At 31.9% G+C, this 26,091-nt stretch carries 23 protein-coding genes; all 23 read right to left on the bottom strand.

The window, feature by feature from the left end; genetic code table 11:
• Positions 1-106: 106 nt before the first annotated feature.
• The 23 genes from ACHRV3_RS10130 to ACHRV3_RS10020 all read right to left on the bottom strand — a co-directional run bounded on the left by ACHRV3_RS10130 (position 107) and on the right by ACHRV3_RS10020 (position 26,058).
• Positions 107-2,074: a nucleoside-diphosphate sugar epimerase/dehydratase gene (locus tag ACHRV3_RS10130; RefSeq protein ID WP_047774232.1), complete on the bottom strand. Its 1,968-nt coding sequence runs from the start codon at positions 2,072-2,074 to the stop codon at positions 107-109.
• A gap of 96 nt (positions 2,075-2,170) precedes the next feature.
• Complete coding sequence (rfbA, locus tag ACHRV3_RS10125) at positions 2,171-3,046, bottom strand: glucose-1-phosphate thymidylyltransferase RfbA (RefSeq protein WP_395434531.1); 876 nt, start codon at positions 3,044-3,046, stop codon at positions 2,171-2,173.
• A gap of 72 nt (positions 3,047-3,118) precedes the next feature.
• Positions 3,119-3,964: a dTDP-4-dehydrorhamnose reductase gene (gene rfbD / locus ACHRV3_RS10120; protein ID WP_395434530.1), complete on the bottom strand. Its 846-nt coding sequence runs from the start codon at positions 3,962-3,964 to the stop codon at positions 3,119-3,121.
• A complete protein-coding gene (gene rfbC / locus ACHRV3_RS10115; RefSeq protein WP_395434529.1) occupies positions 3,964-4,512 on the bottom strand; it encodes a dTDP-4-dehydrorhamnose 3,5-epimerase in 549 nt (182 codons plus the stop codon). Before rfbC ends, rfbD begins: the two co-directional genes overlap by 1 nt.
• Positions 4,513-4,557: 45 nt before the next feature.
• On the bottom strand, positions 4,558-5,697 hold the full coding sequence (locus tag ACHRV3_RS10110; protein WP_395434528.1) for a DegT/DnrJ/EryC1/StrS family aminotransferase: 1,140 nt from the start codon (positions 5,695-5,697) through the stop codon (positions 4,558-4,560).
• Positions 5,690-6,295: an acetyltransferase gene (locus ACHRV3_RS10105; RefSeq protein WP_395427705.1), complete on the bottom strand. Its 606-nt coding sequence runs from the start codon at positions 6,293-6,295 to the stop codon at positions 5,690-5,692. Before ACHRV3_RS10105 ends, ACHRV3_RS10110 begins: the two co-directional genes overlap by 8 nt.
• A 1-nt stretch (position 6,296) precedes the next feature.
• On the bottom strand, positions 6,297-6,899 hold the full coding sequence (locus ACHRV3_RS10100; RefSeq protein ID WP_395434527.1) for a sugar transferase: 603 nt from the start codon (positions 6,897-6,899) through the stop codon (positions 6,297-6,299).
• A complete protein-coding gene (locus tag ACHRV3_RS10095) occupies positions 6,892-8,043 on the bottom strand; it encodes a glycosyltransferase family 4 protein (protein ID WP_395434526.1) in 1,152 nt (383 codons plus the stop codon). The genes ACHRV3_RS10100 and ACHRV3_RS10095 overlap by 8 nt, the downstream gene beginning before the upstream one ends.
• Positions 8,044-8,139: 96 nt before the next feature.
• Positions 8,140-9,225 (bottom strand): right-handed parallel beta-helix repeat-containing protein, encoded by a 1,086-nt coding sequence (locus tag ACHRV3_RS10090; RefSeq protein WP_395434525.1) that lies wholly within the window; start codon positions 9,223-9,225, stop codon positions 8,140-8,142.
• A 10-nt stretch (positions 9,226-9,235) separates the two neighbouring features.
• The gene (locus ACHRV3_RS10085) at positions 9,236-10,306 is read right to left on the bottom strand and encodes an EpsG family protein (protein ID WP_395434524.1); all 1,071 of its coding nucleotides are present in this window, start codon (positions 10,304-10,306) and stop codon (positions 9,236-9,238) included.
• Positions 10,293-11,141, bottom strand: coding sequence for a glycosyltransferase family 2 protein (locus ACHRV3_RS10080; RefSeq protein ID WP_395434523.1), 849 nt, complete (start codon positions 11,139-11,141; stop codon positions 10,293-10,295). Before ACHRV3_RS10080 ends, ACHRV3_RS10085 begins: the two co-directional genes overlap by 14 nt.
• A 45-nt stretch (positions 11,142-11,186) precedes the next feature.
• On the bottom strand, positions 11,187-12,218 hold the full coding sequence (locus ACHRV3_RS10075; protein WP_395434522.1) for a hypothetical protein: 1,032 nt from the start codon (positions 12,216-12,218) through the stop codon (positions 11,187-11,189).
• 141 nt (positions 12,219-12,359) lie between these two features.
• Entirely contained in the window at positions 12,360-13,436 is a 1,077-nt protein-coding gene (locus tag ACHRV3_RS10070) for a polysaccharide pyruvyl transferase family protein (protein WP_395434521.1), read from the bottom strand.
• 13 nt (positions 13,437-13,449) lie between these two features.
• The gene (locus ACHRV3_RS10065; protein ID WP_395427713.1) at positions 13,450-15,111 is read right to left on the bottom strand and encodes an FAD-dependent oxidoreductase; all 1,662 of its coding nucleotides are present in this window, start codon (positions 15,109-15,111) and stop codon (positions 13,450-13,452) included.
• A gap of 116 nt (positions 15,112-15,227) precedes the next feature.
• Positions 15,228-15,794, bottom strand: coding sequence for an acyltransferase (locus tag ACHRV3_RS10060; RefSeq protein WP_395434520.1), 567 nt, complete (start codon positions 15,792-15,794; stop codon positions 15,228-15,230).
• Complete coding sequence (locus ACHRV3_RS10055; RefSeq protein ID WP_395434519.1) at positions 15,791-17,188, bottom strand: lipopolysaccharide biosynthesis protein; 1,398 nt, start codon at positions 17,186-17,188, stop codon at positions 15,791-15,793. The genes ACHRV3_RS10060 and ACHRV3_RS10055 overlap by 4 nt, the downstream gene beginning before the upstream one ends.
• Before the next feature lie 2 nt (positions 17,189-17,190).
• Complete coding sequence (gene wecB, locus ACHRV3_RS10050) at positions 17,191-18,312, bottom strand: non-hydrolyzing UDP-N-acetylglucosamine 2-epimerase (RefSeq protein ID WP_395434518.1); 1,122 nt, start codon at positions 18,310-18,312, stop codon at positions 17,191-17,193.
• A gap of 50 nt (positions 18,313-18,362) precedes the next feature.
• Complete coding sequence (locus ACHRV3_RS10045; protein ID WP_395434517.1) at positions 18,363-19,442, bottom strand: Wzz/FepE/Etk N-terminal domain-containing protein; 1,080 nt, start codon at positions 19,440-19,442, stop codon at positions 18,363-18,365.
• Positions 19,443-19,458: 16 nt separating this feature from the next.
• Entirely contained in the window at positions 19,459-21,885 is a 2,427-nt protein-coding gene (locus ACHRV3_RS10040; protein ID WP_395427718.1) for an SLBB domain-containing protein, read from the bottom strand.
• A 40-nt stretch (positions 21,886-21,925) separates the two neighbouring features.
• Positions 21,926-22,972, bottom strand: a complete 1,047-nt coding sequence (rfbB, locus tag ACHRV3_RS10035; protein ID WP_395434516.1) for a dTDP-glucose 4,6-dehydratase — start codon at positions 22,970-22,972, stop codon at positions 21,926-21,928.
• A 12-nt stretch (positions 22,973-22,984) separates the two neighbouring features.
• The gene (locus ACHRV3_RS10030) at positions 22,985-23,992 is read right to left on the bottom strand and encodes a mannose-1-phosphate guanylyltransferase (RefSeq protein ID WP_395434514.1); all 1,008 of its coding nucleotides are present in this window, start codon (positions 23,990-23,992) and stop codon (positions 22,985-22,987) included.
• A gap of 31 nt (positions 23,993-24,023) precedes the next feature.
• Complete coding sequence (locus ACHRV3_RS10025; protein ID WP_230003367.1) at positions 24,024-25,307, bottom strand: nucleotide sugar dehydrogenase; 1,284 nt, start codon at positions 25,305-25,307, stop codon at positions 24,024-24,026.
• A 286-nt stretch (positions 25,308-25,593) separates the two neighbouring features.
• Complete coding sequence (locus ACHRV3_RS10020; protein WP_395427721.1) at positions 25,594-26,058, bottom strand: UpxY family transcription antiterminator; 465 nt, start codon at positions 26,056-26,058, stop codon at positions 25,594-25,596.
• Positions 26,059-26,091 lie beyond the last annotated feature (33 nt).

Below are 26,091 nucleotides of genomic sequence, written 5' to 3'. Positions count from 1 at the left end.
TAACAAGATTTTTGCTTCCTTAAAAATTATTTAAAAAGCAAAAAGGCGTTTTTTTAAAAAACACCTTTTAATATACCTCTTATAATCAAAATTTAATTTACCAAAACTAGTTATCCAAAACTTCAAAAGTCGAATTCATACTTTTAAATTCCGGAACTATTTTTTTCATTTTAGTAACAATATCGTCATTATCATAAAAATCTGCAATACCGATAAGCTCTTCGATCTCTGTATGTAAATTTTCATATTCATCCTGTATCTCCTGCGCTATCATGATTTTATTGTGATAAGTGGGTAATGTTTTAGAAGTATCATTTAATAATTCTTCGTATAGTTTTTCTCCCGGTCTTAATCCAACAATTTTTATTTTTATCTCTTTGTCAGGAATAAAACCTGCCAGTTTAATCATTTTTTTCGCTAAATCGATAATTTTTACCGGTTTACCCATGTCGAAGATATAAATCTCTCCACCGTTACCCATCGCTCCGGCTTCTAACACCAACTGACATGCTTCGGGAATAGTCATAAAATAACGAATGATATCCTGATGCGTAATCGTTACCGGTCCGCCTTCAGCAATTTGTTTGGTGAACAAAGGCACAACAGACCCATTTGATCCCAGAACATTTCCGAAACGAGTCGTAATAAACTTTGTTGCGGTTTGATTCTCTTCTCTTTGATTTTTCAAAAATAAAGACTGCACGTATTTCTCCGCAATTCTTTTACTAGCCCCCATCACGTTGCTAGGATTAACGGCTTTATCCGTAGAAACCATAACAAATTTTTTGATGTTATACTTACAGGATAAATCGGCTAAATTCTTAGTCCCTTTAATGTTTGTTAAAATTGCCTGAGACGGATTCTCTTCCATTAATGGTACATGTTTATATGCCGCAGCATGATAGACAACATGCGGATTATAGGTTTTAAAAACCTTTTCTAATGCTTTTTTACTCCTTACGTCAGCAATTACAGCAACTATTTTTGTTTCACTGTTCATACTTAAAGTTTCTAAGCATAAATTATGAAGGGGAGTTTCGGCATTGTCCAAAATAATGATTCTTTTAGGGTTAAACCCTAATACTTGTCTTACTATCTCACTCCCTATTGACCCTGCTGCACCACTAATAAGAATTGTCTTGTCTTTTAGCTGTTTCGAAATTGATTTACTATCCAAAACGATAGGTTTTCGCTCTAATAGATCTTCAATTTGAATATTTTTTACTTTCTGTGAAATCTCTTTTTGATTCTCCCAGTCAGAAATAAGAGGTACTGTATAAACCCTGTAATTAAACTCTAAACACTGATCAACGATAATCAATTGTTCTTCTTTCGACAAACTTTTATCCGCTATAATTACGCCTTCTGCAGCAACAGAACGCATTAATGCCGGTAATTTTTTTCTTAAAATCAAAATCGGTAGATCTAACATTCGTTTAGATGCATTTTGATTGTTTTTATCTACAAAACCAACGATTTTAAATCTGGAAGGAGATTCAAATTTTAATGCATTGGCTACCGAAATAGCATTAGCATCGGTACCATAAATAACGGTTCTGATTAACTTAGAACTGGTTTTCTCAGAAAAATACAATTCGAAAGTTTGTTTGACTATTACACGGTATAAAAACAAACCGCAAAAAGATAAAACTAAATTTATAAACAATGCTGTATTTAAAAACGCTTTGTGCCCGAAATACAACTCAAATACCAGGTTAAAAAACAAAAAGAATACCAAAACTGACATTTGTGAAAACAACAGTTTTATAGCGTCAATATAAGACGAGTGTCTAATAATTCCTGAATAAGTCCTAAATAACCAAAAGAAAAAGATATTAATAAAAATTAAACTGGTTACAAAGTAAAAATGATGTGAAGTAACAATGTATCCCAATGCTGTTCCTTCAAACAACATATAAGTAAAAGTAAAGGAAAAGACTAATACCATTACGTCTATACCAACAATAATCCACCTAGGTAAGTAACTTAAGTTATTAATATTGGCTCTTAGATTTCTTGGCGAAAAATAACTATGTAAGAAATCCGTGATTCTGGTTGGTTTATCTGTATTCAATTTGGTTTGATTTGCTTTGAAAATCTTAATATGTAATTTCTACAAAAATACAAATTTAAAGATATTAAAAATTCATTTCAATTAAAAATAATAGCTTTAGTCTTTTATATCAGAATTTAAAAGATTTATCAAGTACTCCCCGTAACCTGATTTATTTAATGGCTCTGCCAGTTTTTTTAATTGTTCTGAAGTTATGAAACCTTGTCTCCATGCTATTTCCTCAATGCACCCTACTTTTAGGCCTTGACGTTCTTCCAGAACCTGCACGAATTGACCCGCTTGCATTAAACTGTTAAATGTCCCTGTATCTAACCAAGCTGTACCTCTGCTTAAAATGCCTACCTTTAAATTACCTTTTTCAAGATATACTTTATTGACATCTGTTATTTCATATTCGCCTCTAGCGCTTGGTTTTATATTCTTGGCAATTTCAACTACAGAATTGTCATAAAAATACAATCCGGGAACAGCATAACTCGATTTAGGTTTTTCAGGCTTTTCTTCAATTGAGATCGCTTTTAGATTTATGTCAAATTCAACTACTCCATATCGTTTTGGATCTGAAACATGGTACGCAAAAACTACACCTCCGTTTGGTTTCGTATTAGATTTTAAAAGCTCTTGCATGTTTGACCCGAAAAATATATTATCACCTAATATCAAAGCGACATCGTCATCTCCTATAAACTGTTCACCAATTACAAATGCTTGGGCTAAACCATTAGGAACAGCTTGTTCTGCATAAGTAAATTTACAACCTAATGCCTCCCCATCTCCCAACAATTTTTTAAAATTTGGTAAATCATAAGGAGTAGAAATGATTAATATTTCATTTATTCCTGCCATCATCAACGTTGATAATGGGTAATAAATCATCGGTTTATCATACACGGGCATCATTTGCTTGCTTACTGCAAGTGTTAGAGGATGTAAACGGGTACCTGAACCTCCTGCCAAAATAATTCCTTTCATAATACTATAATTTTAAATTTCATTATCAAAGTCGATTCTCAACATTTATTTTATAATAATAAAATCCTTTTTTTAGGCAAACATTTTCCTTAAACTATCTTTATATTCTGGAATCTCAATCCCATAAACAGATTTTATTTTTCTTTTATTTAACAACGAAAAAGCAGGACGTTTTGCTATAGAGGGATAAACTGAGGAAGGGACACCTAAAATATCACAATTATATTCCCCAAATTCTTTTATACTTAGCGCAAAATCGTACCAGCTTATTTCACCTTCATTCGAATAATTGTAAATTCCTCCTGTCCATTTACCAGAATCAACTATCGACATGATAACCTCGGCTAAGTCACCTGCATATGTTGGCGAACCTTTTTGATCATTTACGACACTGATTGATTCTTTTTCCTGCAATAATCTTTGCATTGTTTTCACAAAATTATTGCCAAATTTACTATACACCCAGGAAGTTCTTATTATAATTGCATCTTCACATTCCTTAAGGCAAGCAATTTCTCCTTCTCTTTTACTTGCACCGTAAACATTAATAGGATTAGTCACCGCTTCCTCGTCTAAAGCAATAGAAGAACTACCGTCAAAGACATAATCCGTTGAGATATGAATTAATTTAGTTCCATTTTTTTGAGCATATTTTGCAATTAACTCAACTGCTGAATGATTAATAGTAAAAGCCAAATCTTTCTCTGTTTCAGCTTTATCTACCGCTGTATAAGCTCCACAATTTAAAATTATAGCAGGCTTAATTTGAGATAACTGACATTCTAATAACTCTAAATCGCCAAGGGTCACTTTATCTCTATCTGCAAAAACCCACTCATATTGTAGATATTTACTCGACAAGAGGTAAAGTTCAGAACCTAATTGGCCTTTTGCACCTGTAACCAAAATTTTTCTCATCAAAACTCACTATTACATTCTCCCATAAAAGGAAGAATTCTATCTTTCTCAGAAACGATTGCTTTTTCAATATCTATTCCCCAATCTATATGTAGACTTGGGTCATCGAACTTAATACCTCCTTCAGCTATTTTATTATAAAATTGATCACATTTATAGAGTACCGAAGCAGTATCACTTAAAACAGAAAATCCATGTGCAAATCCTTGGGGTACCAATAATTGTTTTCTATTTGTATCCGATAATATAACACTAAATGATTTTCCATAAGTAGGCGAGTCCTTCCTTAAATCTACCGCAACATCCATAATTTGGCCCTGCAGAACACGTACCAACTTTGTTTGGGCGAACGGAGGATTTTGATAATGTAAACCTCTTATAGTTCCTTTTTTAGAAAAAGACTGATTATCCTGAACAAATTGAAAATTTACACCTAGATCTCTAAACGTATTACTATTAAAAGATTCAAAAAAGGAACCTCTAGCGTCTTCAAAAACTGATGGAGTTAAAATTATTAAATCCTCTATAAACGTTTTTTCTATATCCATATAAAATGATAAATGAATTAAAATTCATTGACATAAATTTTTAATTTATTTAAAAAAAGCAACCATTACTTCTTTTATTCTATCTCTGTCTTCATTGGTCAGATTAGATCCTGAAGGCAAGCACAATCCATTTTCAAACAAACCTTCAGCTATTTTTTCTCCATAATATGGATACTGTTCAAATATTGGCTGTAAATGCATTGGTTTCCAAAGAGGCCTACTCTCAATATCTTGTTTTTCAAAAGCAAGTCTTAAATCCTCTCTTGTTTTTCCTCCAGTTTTTTCAGGGTCAATTGTTATTGCTGAAAGCCAGTGATTTGAAAAATAATTATCGTTTGGCTCTGCTAAAACAATTACTCCTTCAACATTCTTAAAAAAGTTACTGTAAAAACTATTCATTCCTCTTCTTAATTGAATATGAGCATCCAGCACTTCCATTTGTCCACGACCAACACCAGCACAAATATTACTCATTCTATAATTATATCCAACTTCGCTATGCTGATAATGCGGAGCATTGTCACGTGCCTGAGTAGACAGAAAAACAGCTTTATCTTTTACTGCTTTATTTTTTGCTACTATTGCACCACCTCCGGAAGTTGTAATTATTTTATTTCCATTAAAAGATAAAACTCCAATTTCTCCAAAAGTTCCACATTTTTGGTTTTTAAAATGACTCCCCAATGCCTCAGCACTATCTTCTAAAACCGGAATATCATATTTAATTGCAATTGAATTAATTTCTTCAACCTTATAAGGCATTCCATAAAGGTGTACCGCAATTATGGCTTTTGGTTTTTTTCCTTTAGATATTCTATCAACAATTGCTTTTTCTAAAGCAATTGGACAAAGATTCCATGTTTCAATTTCACTATCAACAAAGATTGGAGTTGCTCCCAAGTACATTATTGGATTTGCAGATGCCGAAAAAGTCATACTTTGACAAATTACTTCATCACCCGGCTTTACATCTAAAAGTATAAGTCCTAAATGAATTGCTGCAGTTCCGGAACTTAGCGCTCCAATAAAAGAATCATTTCCGAGGTAATTTTCCAAATCAGCTTCAAAGCCGTTTACATTAGGCCCCAATGGCGCTACCCAATTCGTATCAAAAGCTTCTTTTACAAAATTTTGTTCACTTCCTCCCATATGTGGAGAAGAAAGCCATATTTTTTTATTACTCATCCTCTTTATTATTTATTTTTATAACTCTTGCGGGTATCCCAACCGCAACTGCATAATCTGGTATATCTTTTGTTACTACGGCCCCTGCTCCGACTGTCACCCATTTTCCAATCTTCACACCCTGAATTACTGTTGCTCCAATTCCAATATGACTTCCCTCACCTATAATAACATTTCCAGCCAAACTAGCATTTGGACTAAGATGAACAAAATCTGCCAAAATACAATCATGCTCAATAACTGCAGCTGTATTAACAATACAGTGTTTACCTATCACTGAATTGGCATTTAAAATCGCACCGGCAAAAACTACTGTCCCTTCTCCTATCTCTGAATATTTAGAAATTATTGCTTTTGGATGTGCTTTTGATTCAAATTTTAAATTCAGATTATTTGCTATTTTTTTTCTTATTGAATTATTGCCAATTGCGATAATACACCTCTCATCTGATGCAATGGTTTTATCTTCCGTCCTGAAAACTGGTATATTAAATATACTATCCACTAATGGATTATCATCAATAATAAAACTTACCTCTCCATAATCAAACATATCAATTATGACTTTGCAATGCCCACTTGCTCCAAATAAAAACATACTAATTGCCTGTAAAAGGTCTCATTGAGACAGAATCTGTTGAACTTATTCCCTCTGAAATGAAAACTTTTTTTATTGTTTTTAAAATTATTTTTAGATCTGTTTTCATACTAATATGATCTACATACCACACATCATATTCAAATTTCTGATTCCAACTTATAGCATTTCGCCCATTGACTTGTGCCCATCCTGTAATTCCAGGTTTTACTTCATGTCTTCTTTTTTGCAAATCATTATACAACGGCAAATATTCTGGTAATAAAGGTCTTGGTCCAATAAGACTCATATCACCTTTTATTACATTTAAAAGTTGAGGAATTTCATCTAACGAAGTTTTGCGTACAAAACTTCCAATTTTAGTTAACCTATCAGCATCCGATAAAAGCTTCCCATCTGAATCTTTCCTGTCATTCATAGTCTTAAACTTTAAAATTTGGAATATTTTTCCATTCTTTCCTGGTCTTCTTTGAATAAAAAAAGGTTTACCATTGTTGGCTATTAAAAGACCAATTGTTACCAATAATAATAGTGGACTTAGTAACAATATACCAAACAAAGCACAGATAAAATCAATTGTCCGTTTCAAATAGCTATTATACATCTTTTTCTAAATTTTTATATTCTTCCAGAAGAGCATTCCAAACTAATTGCTGTTCATATTTCGAGACAATATTAAAACGGGCATTGTGTGCAAGTTTATTCCTATATTCTGTATTTGTCACTATTTTTTTCATTGAATTGTAAATTGCATCAACATCTTTTACCGGAATAATCATCCCATTTTCATTCTCTGTTATAATCTCATTACTACCATTAATATCTGTAACAATACTTGGTAACTCCATAGCCCCTGCCTGCATTACGACATTAGGAAAACCTTCACGATAGCTCGGAAAAACCAAAGTATCAGCCATTGCAAAATAAGGTCTTACATCTTGTTGGAAACCAACAGTTACAATAGCATCAGATTCTTCTATAGCTGATATAGTTTCTGTATTTAAAGGGTCTAAATCATTCTCAAAAGGTCCCACTAATACTAATTTCACTTCTTTAAAATTAACTTCTAGTTTTAAAAAAGCAGTAACCAGTTCATTAATCCCTTTATCCTTAACTAAACGACCTACAAAAATAAATACAAAGTCATTTTCAAAAACCCCTATTTTTTTTCGCAGCTTGATTTTGTCTTCTAAAGTATATAGTCCCGGATCAAAATATTCTGTATCTATTCCATTAACATTTCCGTTTCCAATCACTTTCAATGGTTTTTTAGTAATTCTGTATTTTACTAAATCTTCACTAACCCCCTGTCCTTCCGGATAAACATTTGTTGCGCATAGACACAACAATCTATCCATTACAATAAGAATTTTTTGAAAAAAACCAGATTTTGATGGAAAAATTAACCCTGTAAAAGTATGGATCCTAATTGGAACGCCGGCTAACTTTCCTGCGATCATACTCAACAGACCCGCTTTTGGTGTAATTGAATGCACTATAAATGGACGTTCTATTCGAAAGTAAAAATACAATCTTACCAGAGAAACAAGATCTTTTAATGGTGCAATTTTTCTTTGCATCTCAATAGAATGGACAGTAATCCCTTCTCGTTTTGCTACCTCGTCCAGATCCAATCCTTTCCCTGAAACTCCTAAAACATTATAATAACTATTTAAAAACTTTAGCTGTCCCTTTAATAAAACATTTAATGATAATGGAACAGTAGATAATCGAATAATTTTATTCATTTTTTATATTAATCAGTAGCTTCTTTACTTTTTTTTCAAATATTGATTCCAAAAAGCAGCAACTCTTTAAATTTTCAATAATTACGTTTTCACAAACTAATCATTTGTATTAATTAACTCGTTATTTTTATATTTCTTTATCTTATTAAAAATAACCTTTACTTCATATTTACTTGAATTTCTCCAATAAAAATCCTTTTTTGGGTTTTTAAAAACTGCATTGGATATCGTAATTGTACCCATTGGATTTTTGATTGATTCATCATCATTTATTGATGTTCCAAAAGAATAATTAGATCCTTCGTCCGTATAATTTAGCACCTTAATGGCTACTTCCTTTTGTGCACTTTTTTTAATGGAGAAAGATTGCAAATTAACCACAATTCCACCTGGATTGTTATAAGTATAGATATTACTTAGGTTTATATTTTTAATAGTTTCTTTATGAAGACTAGGTTCAATTTGTATACCTGACATAGGCAAAGTTCCAAACGTATTAGAGATAAATACAGAATCTACTAGTAGATTATCTGCAGAAGTAATAGATATACCATCTCTACGTGCCCGGTCAATGAATCCGTTTTTGACAACCACGTTGCTGCTTACATTTCCGTCTTCCGATCCAACGAAAACGCCATCCCCCCAAGTATCTTTTATCTGAAAATTGTTAATTTCTATATTAGAACTATTCAAAATACAAATACCTGCACTCCATTCTCCTTTCTGATCACTTTTCTCATTTCTACTACCAATGATATTTGCATTATACACTTTTACATTTGAAGCATTATAAATTTTTATAATATCATTTAATCTTCCTATTGCCGGTCCTTTAAATAGTATAATTGAATTTTGATTAAAATATATTTTACGGTTTGAAGGAATAAAAAGCCCCTTACTGTTTATTAAAATCGGAAAATTGGGCATCACGACCACTGAATATTTATTAATCGCATCCTGAAGCTTGTTTGTATAATCAACTGTCGCTTTTTTATTCGGGTTTGTTGGCAGACTTTTCTCAAGATAGTAGGCGTTCTTTGGAAAAACATACTTTTGATAGCCCTTATAATACTTTTTTACAAGTAGCTTTGGTGGAGTTGCATAGACATAGTCTTGAGCATTTGCTATATTAGAAATAAAAAAACAAAAGAATACTGTTTTAAGGAAAAGAGTAATTTTCATAAGCTTGAAATTATCTAGATTGAAAAAAAACAAAGATAAATATTAAGAATACTATAGAGAAAACAGCTTTCATACTTTTCTTATTTCGGTAAACTTTAAACATTGGTGCAAATAGAAAAGGAATAACACACCAAGACATAACTCCCCACCTATCAGAGTAAGGAATTTGAAACATCATATAAAATATAGCACTTATAACAATATAATATTTCAATAAGTTTGTATAAAAATCATTCTTCTCAATATTGTTTAAATAGATAAATAGAATTAAAAATATCGTATTAAATGCAACAAACTGAGGCTTGAATCCTACCAAATAAGAAGAATCATCGCCGTCTAAATAACCACTTCTTCTTTCATCTATTAATAAAAACCCAATAAAATAATCTTTGAAAGATAAAATACTTATACTGGCCGCAGACAAAAAAACAGAAATTATATATATCCCATAATAATAATACATCCGTACGTTCTTGAAATAAGCAACTGACAAATATATAACAACTGGTATGAGACTTGTAAAATGAAAGCAAACTGCTAATACTAAAAACGAAATCCATTTAAATTTTCTCTTAGGCGAAAAATCGCGAAAAATAATTGCCAGTACGAAAAAAGCCAGAGACAATCCTTGTCGTATAACATTTATACCCAGGGACTCAAAGAAAAAAAGGCTGATTAATGAAAATACTGAAAGAAAAAAATTTGATTTATAAAATTTTGTGTACTTCTTTAGTGCGTAAAAATTTAACATTACGAATAAAAAGCTCATTACAAAGAGAAAAATCTGAGGATTTTCACTAAAGATATTTAAGAACTTAAACATATATCCGACAGGCGCATCTGTACCAAAAGTAATTTCATTATGATGAGTATACTGCCAATGATACATTTCTGTATCTGTACCAACATCTATTGTTCGCAAACCAAACAAAAAAATATAGGCCAGCATTAATACCAAAACTATATAATTAGCTATACTTTGATAATTCTTTTTTTTAAAATCTATATTGATAGCTGTAAAAATAGCCAACAATGCAGCTATTGAATAAATGACGTAATATATAGTTTTATATTGCTCCACTTATAATCAAATCTAACTGTTTTTTAAAATCTATTTTTGCTGTTTGCGGTAATTGTTGAAACCTTTTGTTAAGTAAAATATGCTCTTTCTTCGCTTTTTCTAAAACCAAATATATAGTGTATTTGAGGTAAGATTCTAATACAATTTTTAGCTTATTAATTGTTGACGTTCGATAAGTTTCTGCAAATTTCAACCTTCCTTTAATCATTTTTAAATGTTTTCGAGAATTATTACTGCTGTCTTCTCTATAAAATAACAAAGGATCACTTAAGTTTTGAAATCTACATTTATCAATTAGCCTATACCACAATTCCATGTCTTCCATCTGTATGAAACCTTCTTTGTACGGATTTTTCAACAACACTTCTCTTTTTGCCATTACGGTAGGGTGTATTGGAAAAATTCCTCTGAGAATATCATTTTTCAATTTTACTTCTTGTGATTTTTTATAGCCCAAAATACTATTATCCTTATCAATGCTCACAGCATCTCCATGAACAACATCTATTTCCGGATTATCTCTCAACAAGTCCAATTGTTTTTGTAATCTATCTGGAAACATCACATCGTCAGCATCCATTCTTACAAAATATTGCCCTTCTGAAAGCTCGATCATTTCATTTAATCTAAAAATCAACCCTTTATTAACACCATCATTAATAATTTTAATTCTGGAATCATTATATGAAGTCATTATTTCTAAGGAATTATCTGTAGAGCCATCATTAACTAATAATAATTCAAAGTCCTTAAAAGTTTGTTGTAGCACAGAATCAATAGCTAATTTAAGATACTGTTCTGCATTATATATTGGGATACCGACTGAAACTAACATAATTATTTTATGGTGAATTTTACAAGAGCAGAATTAACGAATTACCTATACCTTATTAGATAAGATCATTAATTTATCCTGGATAAGCTTAATGTATTTATGATCTGAATAATATTTATCAAAATTCTCTTTATATATCTTTTTTATCTCTTCTACATTAATACTCTTTGTATTAAAAGCGATAATTTTATTTGCAATCTCTAGTAAAGTATCCTCTTCTATCCTATATTTAAGAGAATAATCTCCTAAACTGATATGCTCTTCAAAATCCTTTACAACATCTGTATATATAGGAATAATCCCTGCCGCGAGATAAGAATTCATTTTAGTAGGTGTTGCCACATTGTTTATTGGATCATCCTTTCTCAACAGAAACCCATACTTATACTTCATAAGTTCATCTTGCAATTTTTCCAGTTTTACAAAACCAACTGTTACATTTTTTAAGTCATATTTCTTAATCAATTCTTCAGCTTCTCTTTTTTGTCCTGTTAATAAGGTCAATGTTGCTGATTGATCAAATTCATAAACTTTTTTAAATATTTGCACGCTTTCTTCTATACATTGCCAGCCATATAATGCTCCGGCATATACAAAACTAAAATTTTCATATTTTTTTTCAACCGAGAAAGAGGCTTCATCCAATGCTTTATTATAACATGGAATAATAAGTGATTTATTTTCAAACTTTAAATCATACTTTTTTTTGTAGAAGCGTTCCATTTCTTTGGAAACAAAGAGACACAAATCTGTTTTCTTAAGACCCTTTTTTTCAAAATAACTTAAATAAGCTTTACCAAGTTTTGATCTTAATGTATAATTGTGCAACAACTCATATTCTTCTGGACCAATCCCTTGAAACCAATTTACAAAAAAGTATTTTTTATGTTTGTTCTGATACTTCAATTCATTTTGATCCGCCACACGTATAGTTACGATAACATCAACATCTTCTTCGATAAAAGGTTCTTGCGAGATAATTACCTCATACCCCTCAAAAGCTTTTATTATTAAATTAGTGTAGTATTCTGTTGCCTCATTCATGGCACTTTCAGGCAGATAAAAAAATGCTCTCATTAATCTCTTTTTTTAATAGCTTATTAATAGATAATGATTATATCCATATCGTTATTACTATTTTTACAAGTTAAAATCTTATGCTAATTTTAAAGTCGATGAAAAGTTTTTCATCGGAATAAAAATCAATTACTAGGTAATCTAGTACAATTCGTTATATCTTTTTTTGAATTCCAACAACATATGATCTGCCTTTATTTTTCTCTCTTCTAAAGAATTTGCATAATCAACATCATAATTTAACTGATTGACTAGTTTGACCAATTCCTCAATATCAAACGGTTTTTGCCATAGTTTTATTTCTTTTACCTGCTCGGTTAAGATTTTTAATTTTGGCTCTATTTCAACACATATAACAGGTTTCTGTAATAAAGCTGCTATAATTGCACCATGATATCGTGCACTTATAAAGCCATCAAATGTATTTAATTCTTCTAAAAATAAATTGATTGAATATTTTTGCGGATCCCAAATTAAAGCATTTTCGTTTTTTAATTTTGCAAGCCATCCTTTATCTTTCGAAGGAGCAAAAACAATAAATTGCATTTCAACATCTGAATAAGATTTAGAGAATTTAATTAGATTATCAATATAATTTCTTCCGGATTCTTCCCATTCCCAATCTCTAACAATAATTCCAATTTTCTTTTTTGGTCTAGTATCTATTGCTTTTTTTAAGTCAATTTTCATGAAATAGGAAGAGAAAACTACATCTGCTCCTAAGGTTGCTGGAATATTCCAATCAGCGCAATATTGACTTGAAACTTCATCCCTTACACCTACAAAATCAGCTTCTAAAATCTTTTCTTTAGCATTACTAATTGCTTCCTGATTTTCATAAAATGGTCCAATACCAAATCCTATAAATGCGATTTTAGAATTATTTAAAGTGGTTTTTCCAAAAACATTCTTTAATTTCCTTTTTATTAGTCCGGGATTCTTTAAAACAATATTAATTTTTTGCCACAAAGATGTCTCATATTTATTCTGAAAAGCAAAAAACTGTGTTCCACCACCGTATACCTCCCAATCTGGCAAAAAATCCGGCTCTAAATAAGTACTATCAATTAGAAGTTTATCAACATAACCATTTTCATCACCAACAAAATTTAATTGTACATTATCGAACTCTTTTAAAAAATAGTTTTCAAATACACACATTAAGAGATCATCTCCAAAATTGGTTTCTCCGTAAGCTCCTCTAATATTAATTTTCATGTTTAGAAATATATTATTGCAATATGAGTTTTTTATCCAATAACTCATTTCTTAAATTCTCGTATGGCAAATTTTGCACCGTTGTCCCTTTGTTTAAAGCCAATACAGCGGCGATCGCAGAAGCTTGACCCAACGACATATAAACCGGTTCCATTCTAATAGAACCCAATGCAATATGCGTAGCTGACAAACAAACGGGAACAAACAAATTTGTACATTCTGTTCTTTTAGGAACAATAGAGCGATAGTCAATTGGATATGGTTTAGGTGTTCTTGCCATCAGCTGACCTTCATTTTTAACATTTTCATTATTATCAATATGGCGTTGAACAATATGAGAGTCCATTGGATAATCCCCTACTGAAATACTTCTTTCCGCTTTTATCTGGCCATTACAGTTTCTTTCTGTCATAACGTACTCCCCGATCATCCTCCTGCCTTCTCTAACATAAAGTTGATTTGGCCAATTATTACTCTCAACGAACTCATCCTTTGGCAAACCCCATTCTTTATAAAAATCACGAATTCTTTCCGGTACTCTCGGGCTATTTGCTAAAGTCCACAATAACCCAATCTGATAACGTTTATGATCTGCTATAATACTTTCTCTTTCCTCATAATTTCCTTCCGGATAATTATAGTTTTTACCAACATAATCCGTTGAAACTGGTCCAAAATTATTTGAATCTGTTTTACCATTAGGTAACGGCATTAAATCAAAAAAAGTATTCCCTTCGTAAGTCTTAAGATACTCAAATAATATGTTATAATCATCTTCATTATAATCAACTGGCTTTGGGATTGCTATACGATTACCTCTAACGTTGGTAAGGCACATTCTATAACAATAGGCCTGAATTTTTCTATCTCCTGTTCCATTGCCAGGTAAACTCAAAGAACCTCCCAAACTATACTTTTTTATTCCATCCGGTAACTGGTTTCGATCATTGTGAGGAACCCTCTGCACTCCATTATTTATTTCGTTATATTGACTGTTACTTTCTCTACCATAAGTATAAGAAACACCTGACTTAGCCATTAGATCTCCTTCATAACTTGCATCAATAAACATTTTACCTCTTATCACTAAACCAGACTCCATCTTTATGGAAACTATTGCATTTTGTGCATTTTTCTTAACCCCCTCAGATAAATCAAGTCTTTCGTTATGCAAAATCGGGACATTATTTTTAACAATAAAATCACGAAGAATATACTTGGCTGCCTTTGGTTCAAACCAAATCATTACATCTCCATCAAATGAGTATCTGGCATAATTTCCTGAATTACCAACAAACCAATTTCGAGAATCACTATAATATTCTTTTATTGATTTATAAAAATCTCTTGTTAGACCTCCTAATGTATTTGTATTCACCACATCTGTAATTCCGAGTCCATTAGTAGTCATCCCTCCAAGAGCTGTATTTGAAGGTTTGATTAAAAGAACTGTTTTACCAGATTTTACAACCTCTGCAGCTGCTACAATACCTGCGGCTGTTCCTCCATAAACCACAACATCATATTCTTTAGCTACGTCAACATTCTCAACTCCCGTAGTAGTTTCAAAATTAAAAATCGGCTTTACCTCTTGAAAATCATCATCTGCACAAGAAAAGCAAAAAAGGAAACTAAATAACAAAAAAACTGGCAATCGTAATTTTATAAAATCCATTTTATAGTAGTAAATAAGTTAATTTTAAATAATTGAAACTCATAATTAATTTTAGCGCAATATATTTTTATACAACTTTAATTCTACAAATGAATTATTATTCGCGTAATTCAAATTTATATATGAAAATTTAAATTTATATCTGGCTTTAGGTTCTTTTCTATTTTTTCTTTAAGATAAATTTTATTCTCGCTCTTTAATCTATAATAATGTTCTGAATCTCTACTTTTAATAACTTTACAAGGGTTTCCTACAACGATTGAAAGAGCAGGAATTGATCCGGAAACAACTGCTCCGGCCCCAATTATACATCCTTCGCCAATAGTACTTCCTGGAGTTATTATTACATTCCCTCCTATCCAAACATTCTCTTCAATTGTTACTTTTCTAAAATCAAAGGTTTCATCGTAAGGAATATATTTTGAATTTTTAAAACAATGATTTGCCGAATGCACCACTAAATTGGGACCTATAATCACTCCATTCCCAATTTCTATCCCGCCTAAACCATTAATTTCCGCATTAGGTCCGATATATATGTAACTCCCTAGCGATACTCTATCCGGATAATAAATTAATGTAGAAGAACTAATTTTATTATTAGCTCCAATATGTTTCAAACCACGTAACAATCGCTTTAATCTAATATTCTGGTAAAATTCATATATTCTTTTTATGATCATCTTTTTAAAAATTTTAATATTAAACTTTTATTAATAAACAAGATTAAAATTAGTACAAAAACGAATAAAAGCAGCTGAAATTGAAATTCCAAAATACTCATTAAAGTAATCAAAGCAACCATAAGAACGAGAGATAATATATAATAAAACTCATTTATTATGAGGTTTAATTCTTTTTTTAAATCGAAATATCTCAATAAATATATAATAAAAAAACCAAAAAAATAGGAAATTGATATACCGTATAACCCCCATCGTTCAACCAGTAGAAAACCTAAACCAACAGAAACTAATCCCCCAATTACCGTAGTAAAAGTTATCTTTAAAGTACTTCTACTTTTTTGATAAACAAGACTAATTAATGCAGCAATAGTATTAAAACCAACTCCCAGATACAAAAAGGACATGTATTTCCAGGATTCATAAAACTCACTATTCACAACGTATTTTGTATAGATCGGTGCACCGGCAATTAGAACAGCAATTATACTAAATTCTATTTTCATGAAGTAAACTAACAATTTACTAAAATCTTCCATTTTAGTATCCTTCTTAAGAAAAGCATCTTGAATTGGTAAAACAAAAATCGAATTTATGATTACTACGATCGATGGAAATCTTGAAGATATAGCATAAATACCGTTCGCTTCAGCTCCTAAATAATGAAGAATAATAAACTTACTTGCAGACCCTATTACCCACCAACTCATCAAATTAGGAATAAGAGGAAGCGAATAATTACACATTTCTTTCAATAATTTTTTATCAAATTTTCGAAAAGAAAAATATTTAAAAATCTTAATCTGAAAAAGTATCAACAGACAGGCAATTGCATAAGCAACAATATTAGCAAGCAAAATACCTTCTACTTTTAAACGCAATATGTATATAAAAAACACATTGAAAACAATTACTAAAAATGTGGTGATAAGACCATTTAAAGCAAATTTTTTAGTATTTCCTTCTCCTCTTAATATACTTTGCAGAATCGGTAATAAGCAATTCAAGAACATTAGCGCAAAGAAACATCCTTTATATTGAAAAGTTTCAAAACTGCAATAAACTAGAAAACAGATCGAAAAAAACAAAAAACCAATACCAAATGCAATCATTGTATTGGATATTATTTGTGCTTTCAATACTTCGTCTTCTCTATCTTTATCAATCAACCATCGATATACTGCATCTGATATTTGCAAGGAAACCAAGGGAACAAACAATGTTATTGTTGTGATAAATATGTCATACTCTCCTAAATCCTTCTTAGTGAGTAAAAAGGTATAAAAAGGAAGTAATAAAAAAGATAATATTTTTGAACCAAAACTTCCAATAGAATAAATTAATGTTTCTCGAAACAAATTTTTTCCAAGATGGCCCGAAGAAGAAGTTTTCATATTTAATTTGTTCGTATGAATTCTACTATTCTTTGGCAAGCCTTACCATCTCCATATGGGTTATGCAGAGCACTCATATTTTGATAGCGCTCATTATCTATTAATAACTGATTTGCTTCTGAGACAATTTTCTCTTTATTAGTCCCTACTAAAATTACTGTTCCTGCATCAACTGCTTCCGGTCTTTCTGTAGTGTCACGCATTACCAAAACGGGCTTGCCCAAACTAGGTGCTTCTTCCTGCACACCACCAGAATCGGTAATAATCAAATAGGACTGTTTCATTAGCCAAACAAAAGCAGGATATGCTAAAGGGTTTATCAGCTGAATATTAGAAACATTTGACAAAATATCATAAACTGGCCCTTTTACGTTTGGATTCAAATGTACCGGATAAATGATTTGAACATCTGGATGCTGCAACGCAATTTCTTTTAAAGCTGCACAAATATCGATAAATCCTTGTCCATGATTTTCACGTCGGTGACCTGTCACTAAAATTATTTTTCTCGAAAAATCAACAATATTTTTCAAATAGTCGATTTCCTCATTCTCAACAGTGTCAACTATAGATACGCTTTCCAATAAAGCATCTATAACCGTATTTCCTGTTACTAATATGCTTTTCGCATTAACATTTTCTGCTAATAAATTATTTTGGGAGGCTGTTGTAGGAGCGAAATGAAAATCTGCAATGCGACCGGTTACCTGTCGATTAATTTCTTCAGGAAATGGAGATCGTTTATTATGCGTGCGTAAACCTGCTTCTACATGACAAACTTTTGCCCCGGAGTAAAAGGCCGCAATACTAGCCGCCATAGTAGTAGTTGTATCTCCATGGACATAAACATAATCTGGTTTAAAATCCTCTAAAACAATTTTTAACTCCGTAATAATATCTGCAGTTAAAGAATATAAATTTTGATTTGCTTTCATTAAATCTAAATCATAATCGGGAATAATCTTAAAAAACTCCAATACTTGATCTAACATTTCCCTGTGCTGTGCAGTTACACAAACTTTAGTTTCGAAATCATTAGTGTTTTTCTGAAATTCTTTTACCAAAGGCGCCATTTTGATTGCTTCCGGTCTTGTGCCAAATATGATTAAATTTTTAATCTTCATCTTAATACTATTCTTGCTTTAAATTAAATGAAACATAGCTAAACAACCAACTATGAAGAAAGGGATTCCCTAATATACTTTTTGCCCATAAGGAACAAAACACAAATGAATCCAAAAAGAAAAGATCCAATTAGCATCCCTTTAAACTTACCCAATTTGTCTTTTTTCAAAGGCAAAATTGGCTTATCAATAATCTGAATTAAGGGTGTTTCTTTTCTTAATGTTACTTTAGCTAATTCAGATTGTTTAACAAGTTCTGTCAAAATAGCGGTATTTGCCTGTACATCTACCTGTCTTCTTGCCGAAGGAGTACGACGAACATTTAATGCAGGATTTAAATTAAATGTATTATCCTCTGCTACTGCTACTCCGGTAATTGCACCGTTGAGTTCTGCTCGTATTGAATCTGTTTGTTTGTTTAAAACAGCCATATTTATACGCGCTTTCTTACTCTTTGTACTGATATAAAAATCTGAAACTTCTTTAGCTAAGGCTTCCGCAAAATATTTAGAAAACAATTCATTTGTAGATGACATATCTATTGTAACAATTGCAATTTTCTTGTCTTTCTGTCCTATTACTAATCCTTTACCAGATAAATTTTCATAAATTGCTCCTAAGATACTATCATGTACCCGCGAAAAATACTTTCGTTTGCTATTAGGCAGAAACTCTACGGAAGCTAACTTGGGATTGTCTGCCCATTTGTCTCGCCAACCATTGTTCTGAACATACATTTCCGCCAAAGAAATAACCTTACCTTTTGGCGTTGAGACAGGTGTTAGCAAGGTCTGCTCCACCATCGTCCTTGATTTCAACAGTTCTGTTAAATTTGCTCCTGTAAAAATGCTTCCACCGCCGCCGCCAACATCTATTCCTAATGAACTTGCAAGTCCCAATGCTCCACCTAAACCTCCTCCGCCAGACTTTTCATCTTCCAAAGCAAAGGATAAACTAGCAGTATATATTGGCTTTTTAACAACTGAATATGTCAGTCCTCCAATTGCCCCCAAAACTCCGGCCAATGCGATTATTTTCCATTTTGACAATAAATAAAAATACCAATCTCTAGCTTTTTCAAGTATCTCTTGTAATGAAATTTCATCATTAATTTCAGGTTTATTATCCATGCTAAAATTCTATTATTTATTTAAAAGCTGTTACAATCAACAAAGCCAAGCTTGTTATTACACTACCAATACTCACCCACTCCCCGGTAGACATTTTATTTCCTTCAGGTTTTTCTGGAACAATAATCTGTGAGTCTGGCAAAACTTTTGGATATGATCTAAAAAATAAAAATGATTTTGTAACATCGGCTTTACCATTAGGATAAATTATATAGGCCTTCTTCTTCCAACCTTTATTATCTACTCCACCAACAGAATTTATATAATATTTAAACCCTTTCCCACTTCTATAAGGAATCTCAGAAGTCAACAAGACATTTCCTGTCACTTTTACTCCTTCATTATAATCCGTTACTATGATTTCATCATCTGGGAATAAGGTCACATTAGAATAATGATCCGTATTTTTAATAATTTTTTCCCAGTCGATAGGAATTGTAGAAAACTTCACCTCATTTTTCAACTTTTCTACTAAATCTTCATTTATCGTATCCGTTTTAGATAAATTTAAATCTACGCTTTCTATCTTAGCTATTTCATCCTGCTTAATCGGCCTTCTGATTTTCATACCTTCTATATTAGCAATAGATGTTAATCCTCCAGCTCTCATGATTAAATTATACACTTTTTCTTTTTTATTAGCCAAAACGTACTTACCAGGATATGTTACAGCACCGCTAATAGTAATCATTTGAGGCTTTTCATAAACAGCCACTCTTCGAATATTAACTACATCAAAAGGCCTTAAAAGAAAATTTTTGACTTGCTCATTATTATCTTCTGTTATATCAAGCTGCATTAATTCGATACGCTTCATATCCGTATCCTTTATCGTGTCCGATTTTATCATTCTTGCAATCTCTACTCTCTTAGAGGCCGAACCGGTCAAACCTCCAACCTGAACAATTAAATCATTCAACGTTAGATTTTCAAAATAATCATATACGCCTGGATTTTTCACTTCTCCATCTATAGTAACTTTATACTCTTCTCTGAAATCCAAAATAGAATAGACAGTTAATACATCTTCTCTTTTTAATTCTAAATCCGCTTTTAAATCACCTGACAAAGCAGCACTTATATCTACATTAACAATCTCTGTAGTCAAATCAGGTTTTAAACGTATGATTCTGGCTCTTTTACTATAAGCATCCTCTTTTAGTCCTTCAGCTCTAGTAATCAAATCCGAAATTCTCATCCCTTCATTAAAGGAATAATAATCTGGTCTAAAAACTGCACCTTCTATTTTAATACGGTTTTCAAATCGACCTAAAATTTTCGTTACTCTGAAAACATCTCCTGATTTAGGATTGTAGCTACCAAATTCGCTTTCATTTATATCATGAACTTTGAACTCTTTCCCTGTTTTCTGCACCACATTTACTGAAGCCGTATAAGCATATTCATTAAATCCTGAAGCAAAATTCAATAAGTCTGAAAAAGTTTCTCCCTTTTTTATTTCAAAAATCCCTGGACGCTTGACCTCTCCCTGAACTGTTACCCTTTGACTATAAGCCGGAATTCTAATAACATCATTATCCTTTAAACTTACATTATCAGATTGATCTCCTTTTACTAAAAATCTATAAATATCAATATTTCTAAAAACTTTATTATTTCTAATCAATTCGATATTTCTATAGCTGCCGTTTTTACCTGGACCTCCTGCTAAATGTAGGGCATTATAAACAGTTGCTAAGGATGAAATAGAGTAATTACCCGGTTGCTTACCTCCAACAACCGTTATCTTTATAGTACGTATTTTATCTAAACTAACACTAACTTTTGACTGTCCTGATCGAACTGTACTATAGACTTTTGCAATTGCCGATTTGATTTTTTGTGTTGCTGCTTCAACTGATATACCGGAAACCGCAATTTGACCTACATACTGGATACTAACTTTCCCTTCAACACTTACTGGTATACTGGCATTAAACTCCTGAACACCATAAACGCTAATTTGCAATTCATCTCCAGGTCCTAGGATATAATTCATTGGAGTTGCTAATTTTAAATCAGGCTCAAAATTTAAAGTCGGATTATCAAATAATTCAGAACCAAAAATTAAAGCATTTATCGAGTCTTTAACTTTAACATTTGTAATCACTTCCTGATTTCTTCCGAATTGCGTTTTATTATTCTTACTTTGATTGGATTTATTGTCGGCAGTATCAGATGTCTTTGAGAAATTATTTAATCTGATTTTTAACTTATCAAACTCTTCTTGACTCATACCTCTCGATAGTGCCATAGATTCAGCCTGATCGATAGTCATATTGTTGCTTTTTAATTGTGCACTGATCTTACCTAAGTCATCATCAGACAAATAATCTACTTTTATAGTGCTTAAATCTCTAGATTTAAAAATATCCTGAGCATTTGCACTAAAAGACATTAAAAGAACAAAAAAAAGAGAAAGTATATATGTTAGCTTTTTCATATTGAATATAATTTTGACCTAAATAATTTATCTGTAAAATTTAGGAATATTGTTTCTTATAATACTCTTTGTAGGAACCTGAAGTTACATTTTGCAACCATTCTCCATTGTTAAGGTACCAATTAATTGTTCTCTCTAAACCTTCTTCAAAAGTTACAGATGGTTTCCAACCAAGTTCTTGGTTAATTTTTGAGGCATCTATTGCATAACGCAAATCATGCCCCGGTCTGTCTTTAACATAAGTAATCAATTTCTGAGAAGTCCCTTCGTCCCTTCCTAACTTTTGATCCATAATCTGGCATAATAATTTGACCAAATCTATATTCTTCCATTCGTTGAAGCCACCAATATTATAAGTTTCATGATTTTTTCCTTCATGAAAAACTAAATCTATCGCAATTGCATGATCTTCTACAAACAACCAATCACGGGTATAATTCCCATCACCATAAACTGGCAAAGGCTTATTATTTATAATATTATTGATAAAAAGTGGGATTAATTTTTCAGGAAAATGATAGGATCCGTAATTATTTGAACAATTTGTTAAAACATAAGGCAATCCATACGTTTCTCCATATGCTCTGACAAAGTGATCTGAGCTTGCTTTTGAAGCTGAATAAGGAGAATTAGGCGCATAGGGAGTAGTTTCTGTAAAAAGTCCGTCGCTGCCTAAAGAGCCATAAACTTCATCTGTACTAATATGGTAGAAACGTTTCTCTTGAAAATCATCCTTCCATTGATTCTTTGCAGCGTTTAACAAATTCATCGTTCCAATAACATTTGTTTTCACAAAAGCTAAAGGATCTTCAATAGAACGATCCACATGGGATTCGGCTGCCAAATGCAAAATACCATCAAAATTATGTGCAGAAAAAAGTTCTTTTATAAAAATTTCGTCAACAATATCACCTTTTATAAAAGTATAATTAGATTGATTTTCAACATCCTTAATATTTTCAAGATTGCCGGCATAAGTCAATGCGTCTAAATTATAAATCTGATATTCCGGATATTTATTTACAAAACGTCTTACAACATGTGACCCAATGAAACCAGCACCACCGGTTATAAGAATTTTTTTCATTTTAGCTTTCAATTAATTTAATAAATGTGAATTTGCTTTTTCTAATTCACCGTATAAGTCTTTTACATCTTGTGAATTCTCTTTTTGTAATAGTAGATTTGCAGTATCCGTACAAACAAAAATAGTGTTTTTCAATCCTAAGAATGCTGTATATTTTTCGCTTCCTATAACCATATTTCCATTTTTATCTACAGCATGCCCTTTAGATACCAAATAGTCATAAACAGATTCAAATGATCCTAAATCGGACCAGGAAAATGAAGCGGGAACCACTTTAATTTTTTTACTTCGTTCCATTACAGCATAATCGATACTAATGGATGGAATTTCTAAAGACAAATCCAAATCAAGTACTCCATTCTTACCCGATTCCCAAACTATCTTTGCTTTTTCATAAACATCAGGTTGAAATTGTTTTAGCTCATCTAAAAGAACCCCTGCTTTAAAACAGAACATACCACTGTTCCATAAAAAATTACCTCTAGCTATAAAGTTTTTAGCTGTTGTTTCATTTGGTTTTTCACGAAATGAAATTACTTTATCTCCATTAGATTCAATATAACCATATCCCGTTTCCGGTTTGGTTGGAATAATTCCGAATGTTACGATATACCCTTCATTTGCTTTTAAAATAGCTTCATGTATGGCTTTATTATACTCTTCCATCTTATCAATGATATGATCTGAAGGCGTCACAATTAATACATCATCAGGATGAGATGCAAATGCCGCAAAAGCAATAGCTGCAGCCGTATTTCTTGGGGTAGCTTCTACAATATTTAGAAATTCAGTCTGGGTCTTATCCATCACCTTACTGCTTAAGTGGTGATTATCAACATTACCTACCACCATAACTTTATTAGCCAAATGACTGTTTCTTTCTACTGTCATTTCAAATAAAGACTTCCCTTCAAATATCTCCAGATATTGTTTGGGTTGGCTTTTTCGTGACAAAGGCCATAATCTGCTCCCAACTCCGCCAGTCAAAATTACATGTATGATTGAACTGCTTATTTCCATTTTTTTAAAACTAAAAAAGAAACTTTATTTACTACAACCTATTATCGGCTACAGTACCTAAAACTCCTTTTACATCATATACTAAACTATTTGATTTTTGCAAACCGGAAAAATCCAGTTTCAAAAATTCTTTGTGTGCGACACCTAAAACAATAGCATCAAATTTCTCCTTTGGAATTGAATCAACTGTTGTCAGCTTGTATTCTTTTCTAACCTCGTCAATACTTGCTAACGGGTCGTATATCGTTACCGCTATTCCATACTCTTTCAATGCTTTTATAACATCTACAATTTTAGTATTTCGAACGTCAGGGCAATTTTCTTTAAATGTAATTCCAAGCATTAACAGATTGGCACCATTTACAGAAATCCCTTTTTTAATCATTAATTTAACCACTTGAGAAGCAATATACTCTCCCATGCTGTCATTTAAACGTCGTCCGGCTAAAATTATTTCAGGATGGTATCCAAATTCCTGTGCTCGTTGTGCCAGATAATAAGGATCAACACCTATGCAATGACCTCCGACCAAACCTGGTTTAAACGGTAAAAAATTCCATTTTGTCGCAGCGGCAGTCAGAACTTCTTGTGTATCAATATTCATTAAGTTGAATATTTTAGCCAATTCATTAACAAAAGCAATATTTATGTCTCGTTGTGAATTCTCTATCACTTTTGCGGCTTCTGCCACTTTTATGCTAGGGGCTAAATGAGTTCCTGCTGTAATAACAGATTTATATAGTGCATCAACTTTTAATCCAATTTCAGGAGTTGATCCTGAAGTTACTTTCAGAATCTTCTCGACCGTGTGTTCTTTATCTCCGGGATTTATTCTTTCAGGTGAATATCCTGCAAAAAAATCCTCATTAAATTTCAAACCTGAAACATTTTCCAGCACTGGCACGCATTGTTCTTCTGTCACGCCTGGATAAACCGTCGATTCATAAATAACAATATCTCCTTTTTTCAGTATTTTACCAACAGATTCACTCGATTTATACAATGGGGTTAAATCCGGACGGTTATTTTTATCAACTGGTGTTGGAACTGTAATTATAAAGTAATTACAATCTGCGATGTCTGTCAGAGAGGTGGTGCAGTACAGTCCAATTTCAACATTAGGATTATCTACCAGTACTTTCTGCAAAGTAACATCATCCACTTCCAGTGTAGTATCAAATCCTGATTTTAAAGAATCTACTCTTGATGTATTAATATCAAAACCGATAACAGCATACTTGGTGGCAAACAACCTTGCTAAAGGTAGTCCGACATAGCCCAGACCGATAACCGCTATTTTTATATTCTCATTCAAATTGTTTTCTTTTTATACGATTTAGTCCGTAAAATTCACGGCTACGCCGTTCCCTGTCACAGTAATCGACACAGAATTTGGAAAAATCATTTTTGGCAAATATAACACATTAAGTCAATTAATTCAATACGTTTTTTTGCAGACTTAAAAACAAAAAAACCTATAAACACAAACCTTTACAAATCAAAGCTGTGCCATTTTATTTGCAAAAAAAAGAGAATGAAAAACACCAAAAACGAATTTCACTCTCAATTAATTTATATTTTTATTTCGTACACAAAATATACTACTTGTACTTAATTTTCAAAACACAACCTAAAGATTCCAATACCAAAATATAATGGGTATTAGAAATTTCCTGAACAATTGCATTTTGACTACTAAAAACCCCGGATTCCAGTTTTATGCGATCTCCAACTTGAAATGCCGTTACCGAAACATCGCTTACATTTGAATCCGAAAGACCCTTTTTTATTATAGCTATTTCTTCGTCTTTAACAATTGCCGGTTTTCCAAGCCAAAACAAATAGCGAATTACACCAGCGACCTGAAAAACAGCATTTCGATCCATATCGGGTAATTGAACAAATACATAGGAATTAAAAAGAGGTACTTCAATTTTTTTCTTTCTATCCGACCATTGCTTTATCTGAGTAATTACCGGACAATAACATTCGATTCCGATTTGATTTAGCCGCTCTGCAACCTTCTTTTCCCATTTGGGCTTAGTATAAACTACGTACCAATTCATATCTCTTTTATAATGAAATAAAATTTTTAATTC

The sequence above is a fragment of the Flavobacterium sp. FlaQc-49 genome (assembly GCF_044005985.1).
Lineage (GTDB): Bacteria > Bacteroidota > Bacteroidia > Flavobacteriales > Flavobacteriaceae > Flavobacterium > Flavobacterium cupriresistens.
This window is presented reverse-complemented; position numbering and strand designations above follow the sequence as displayed.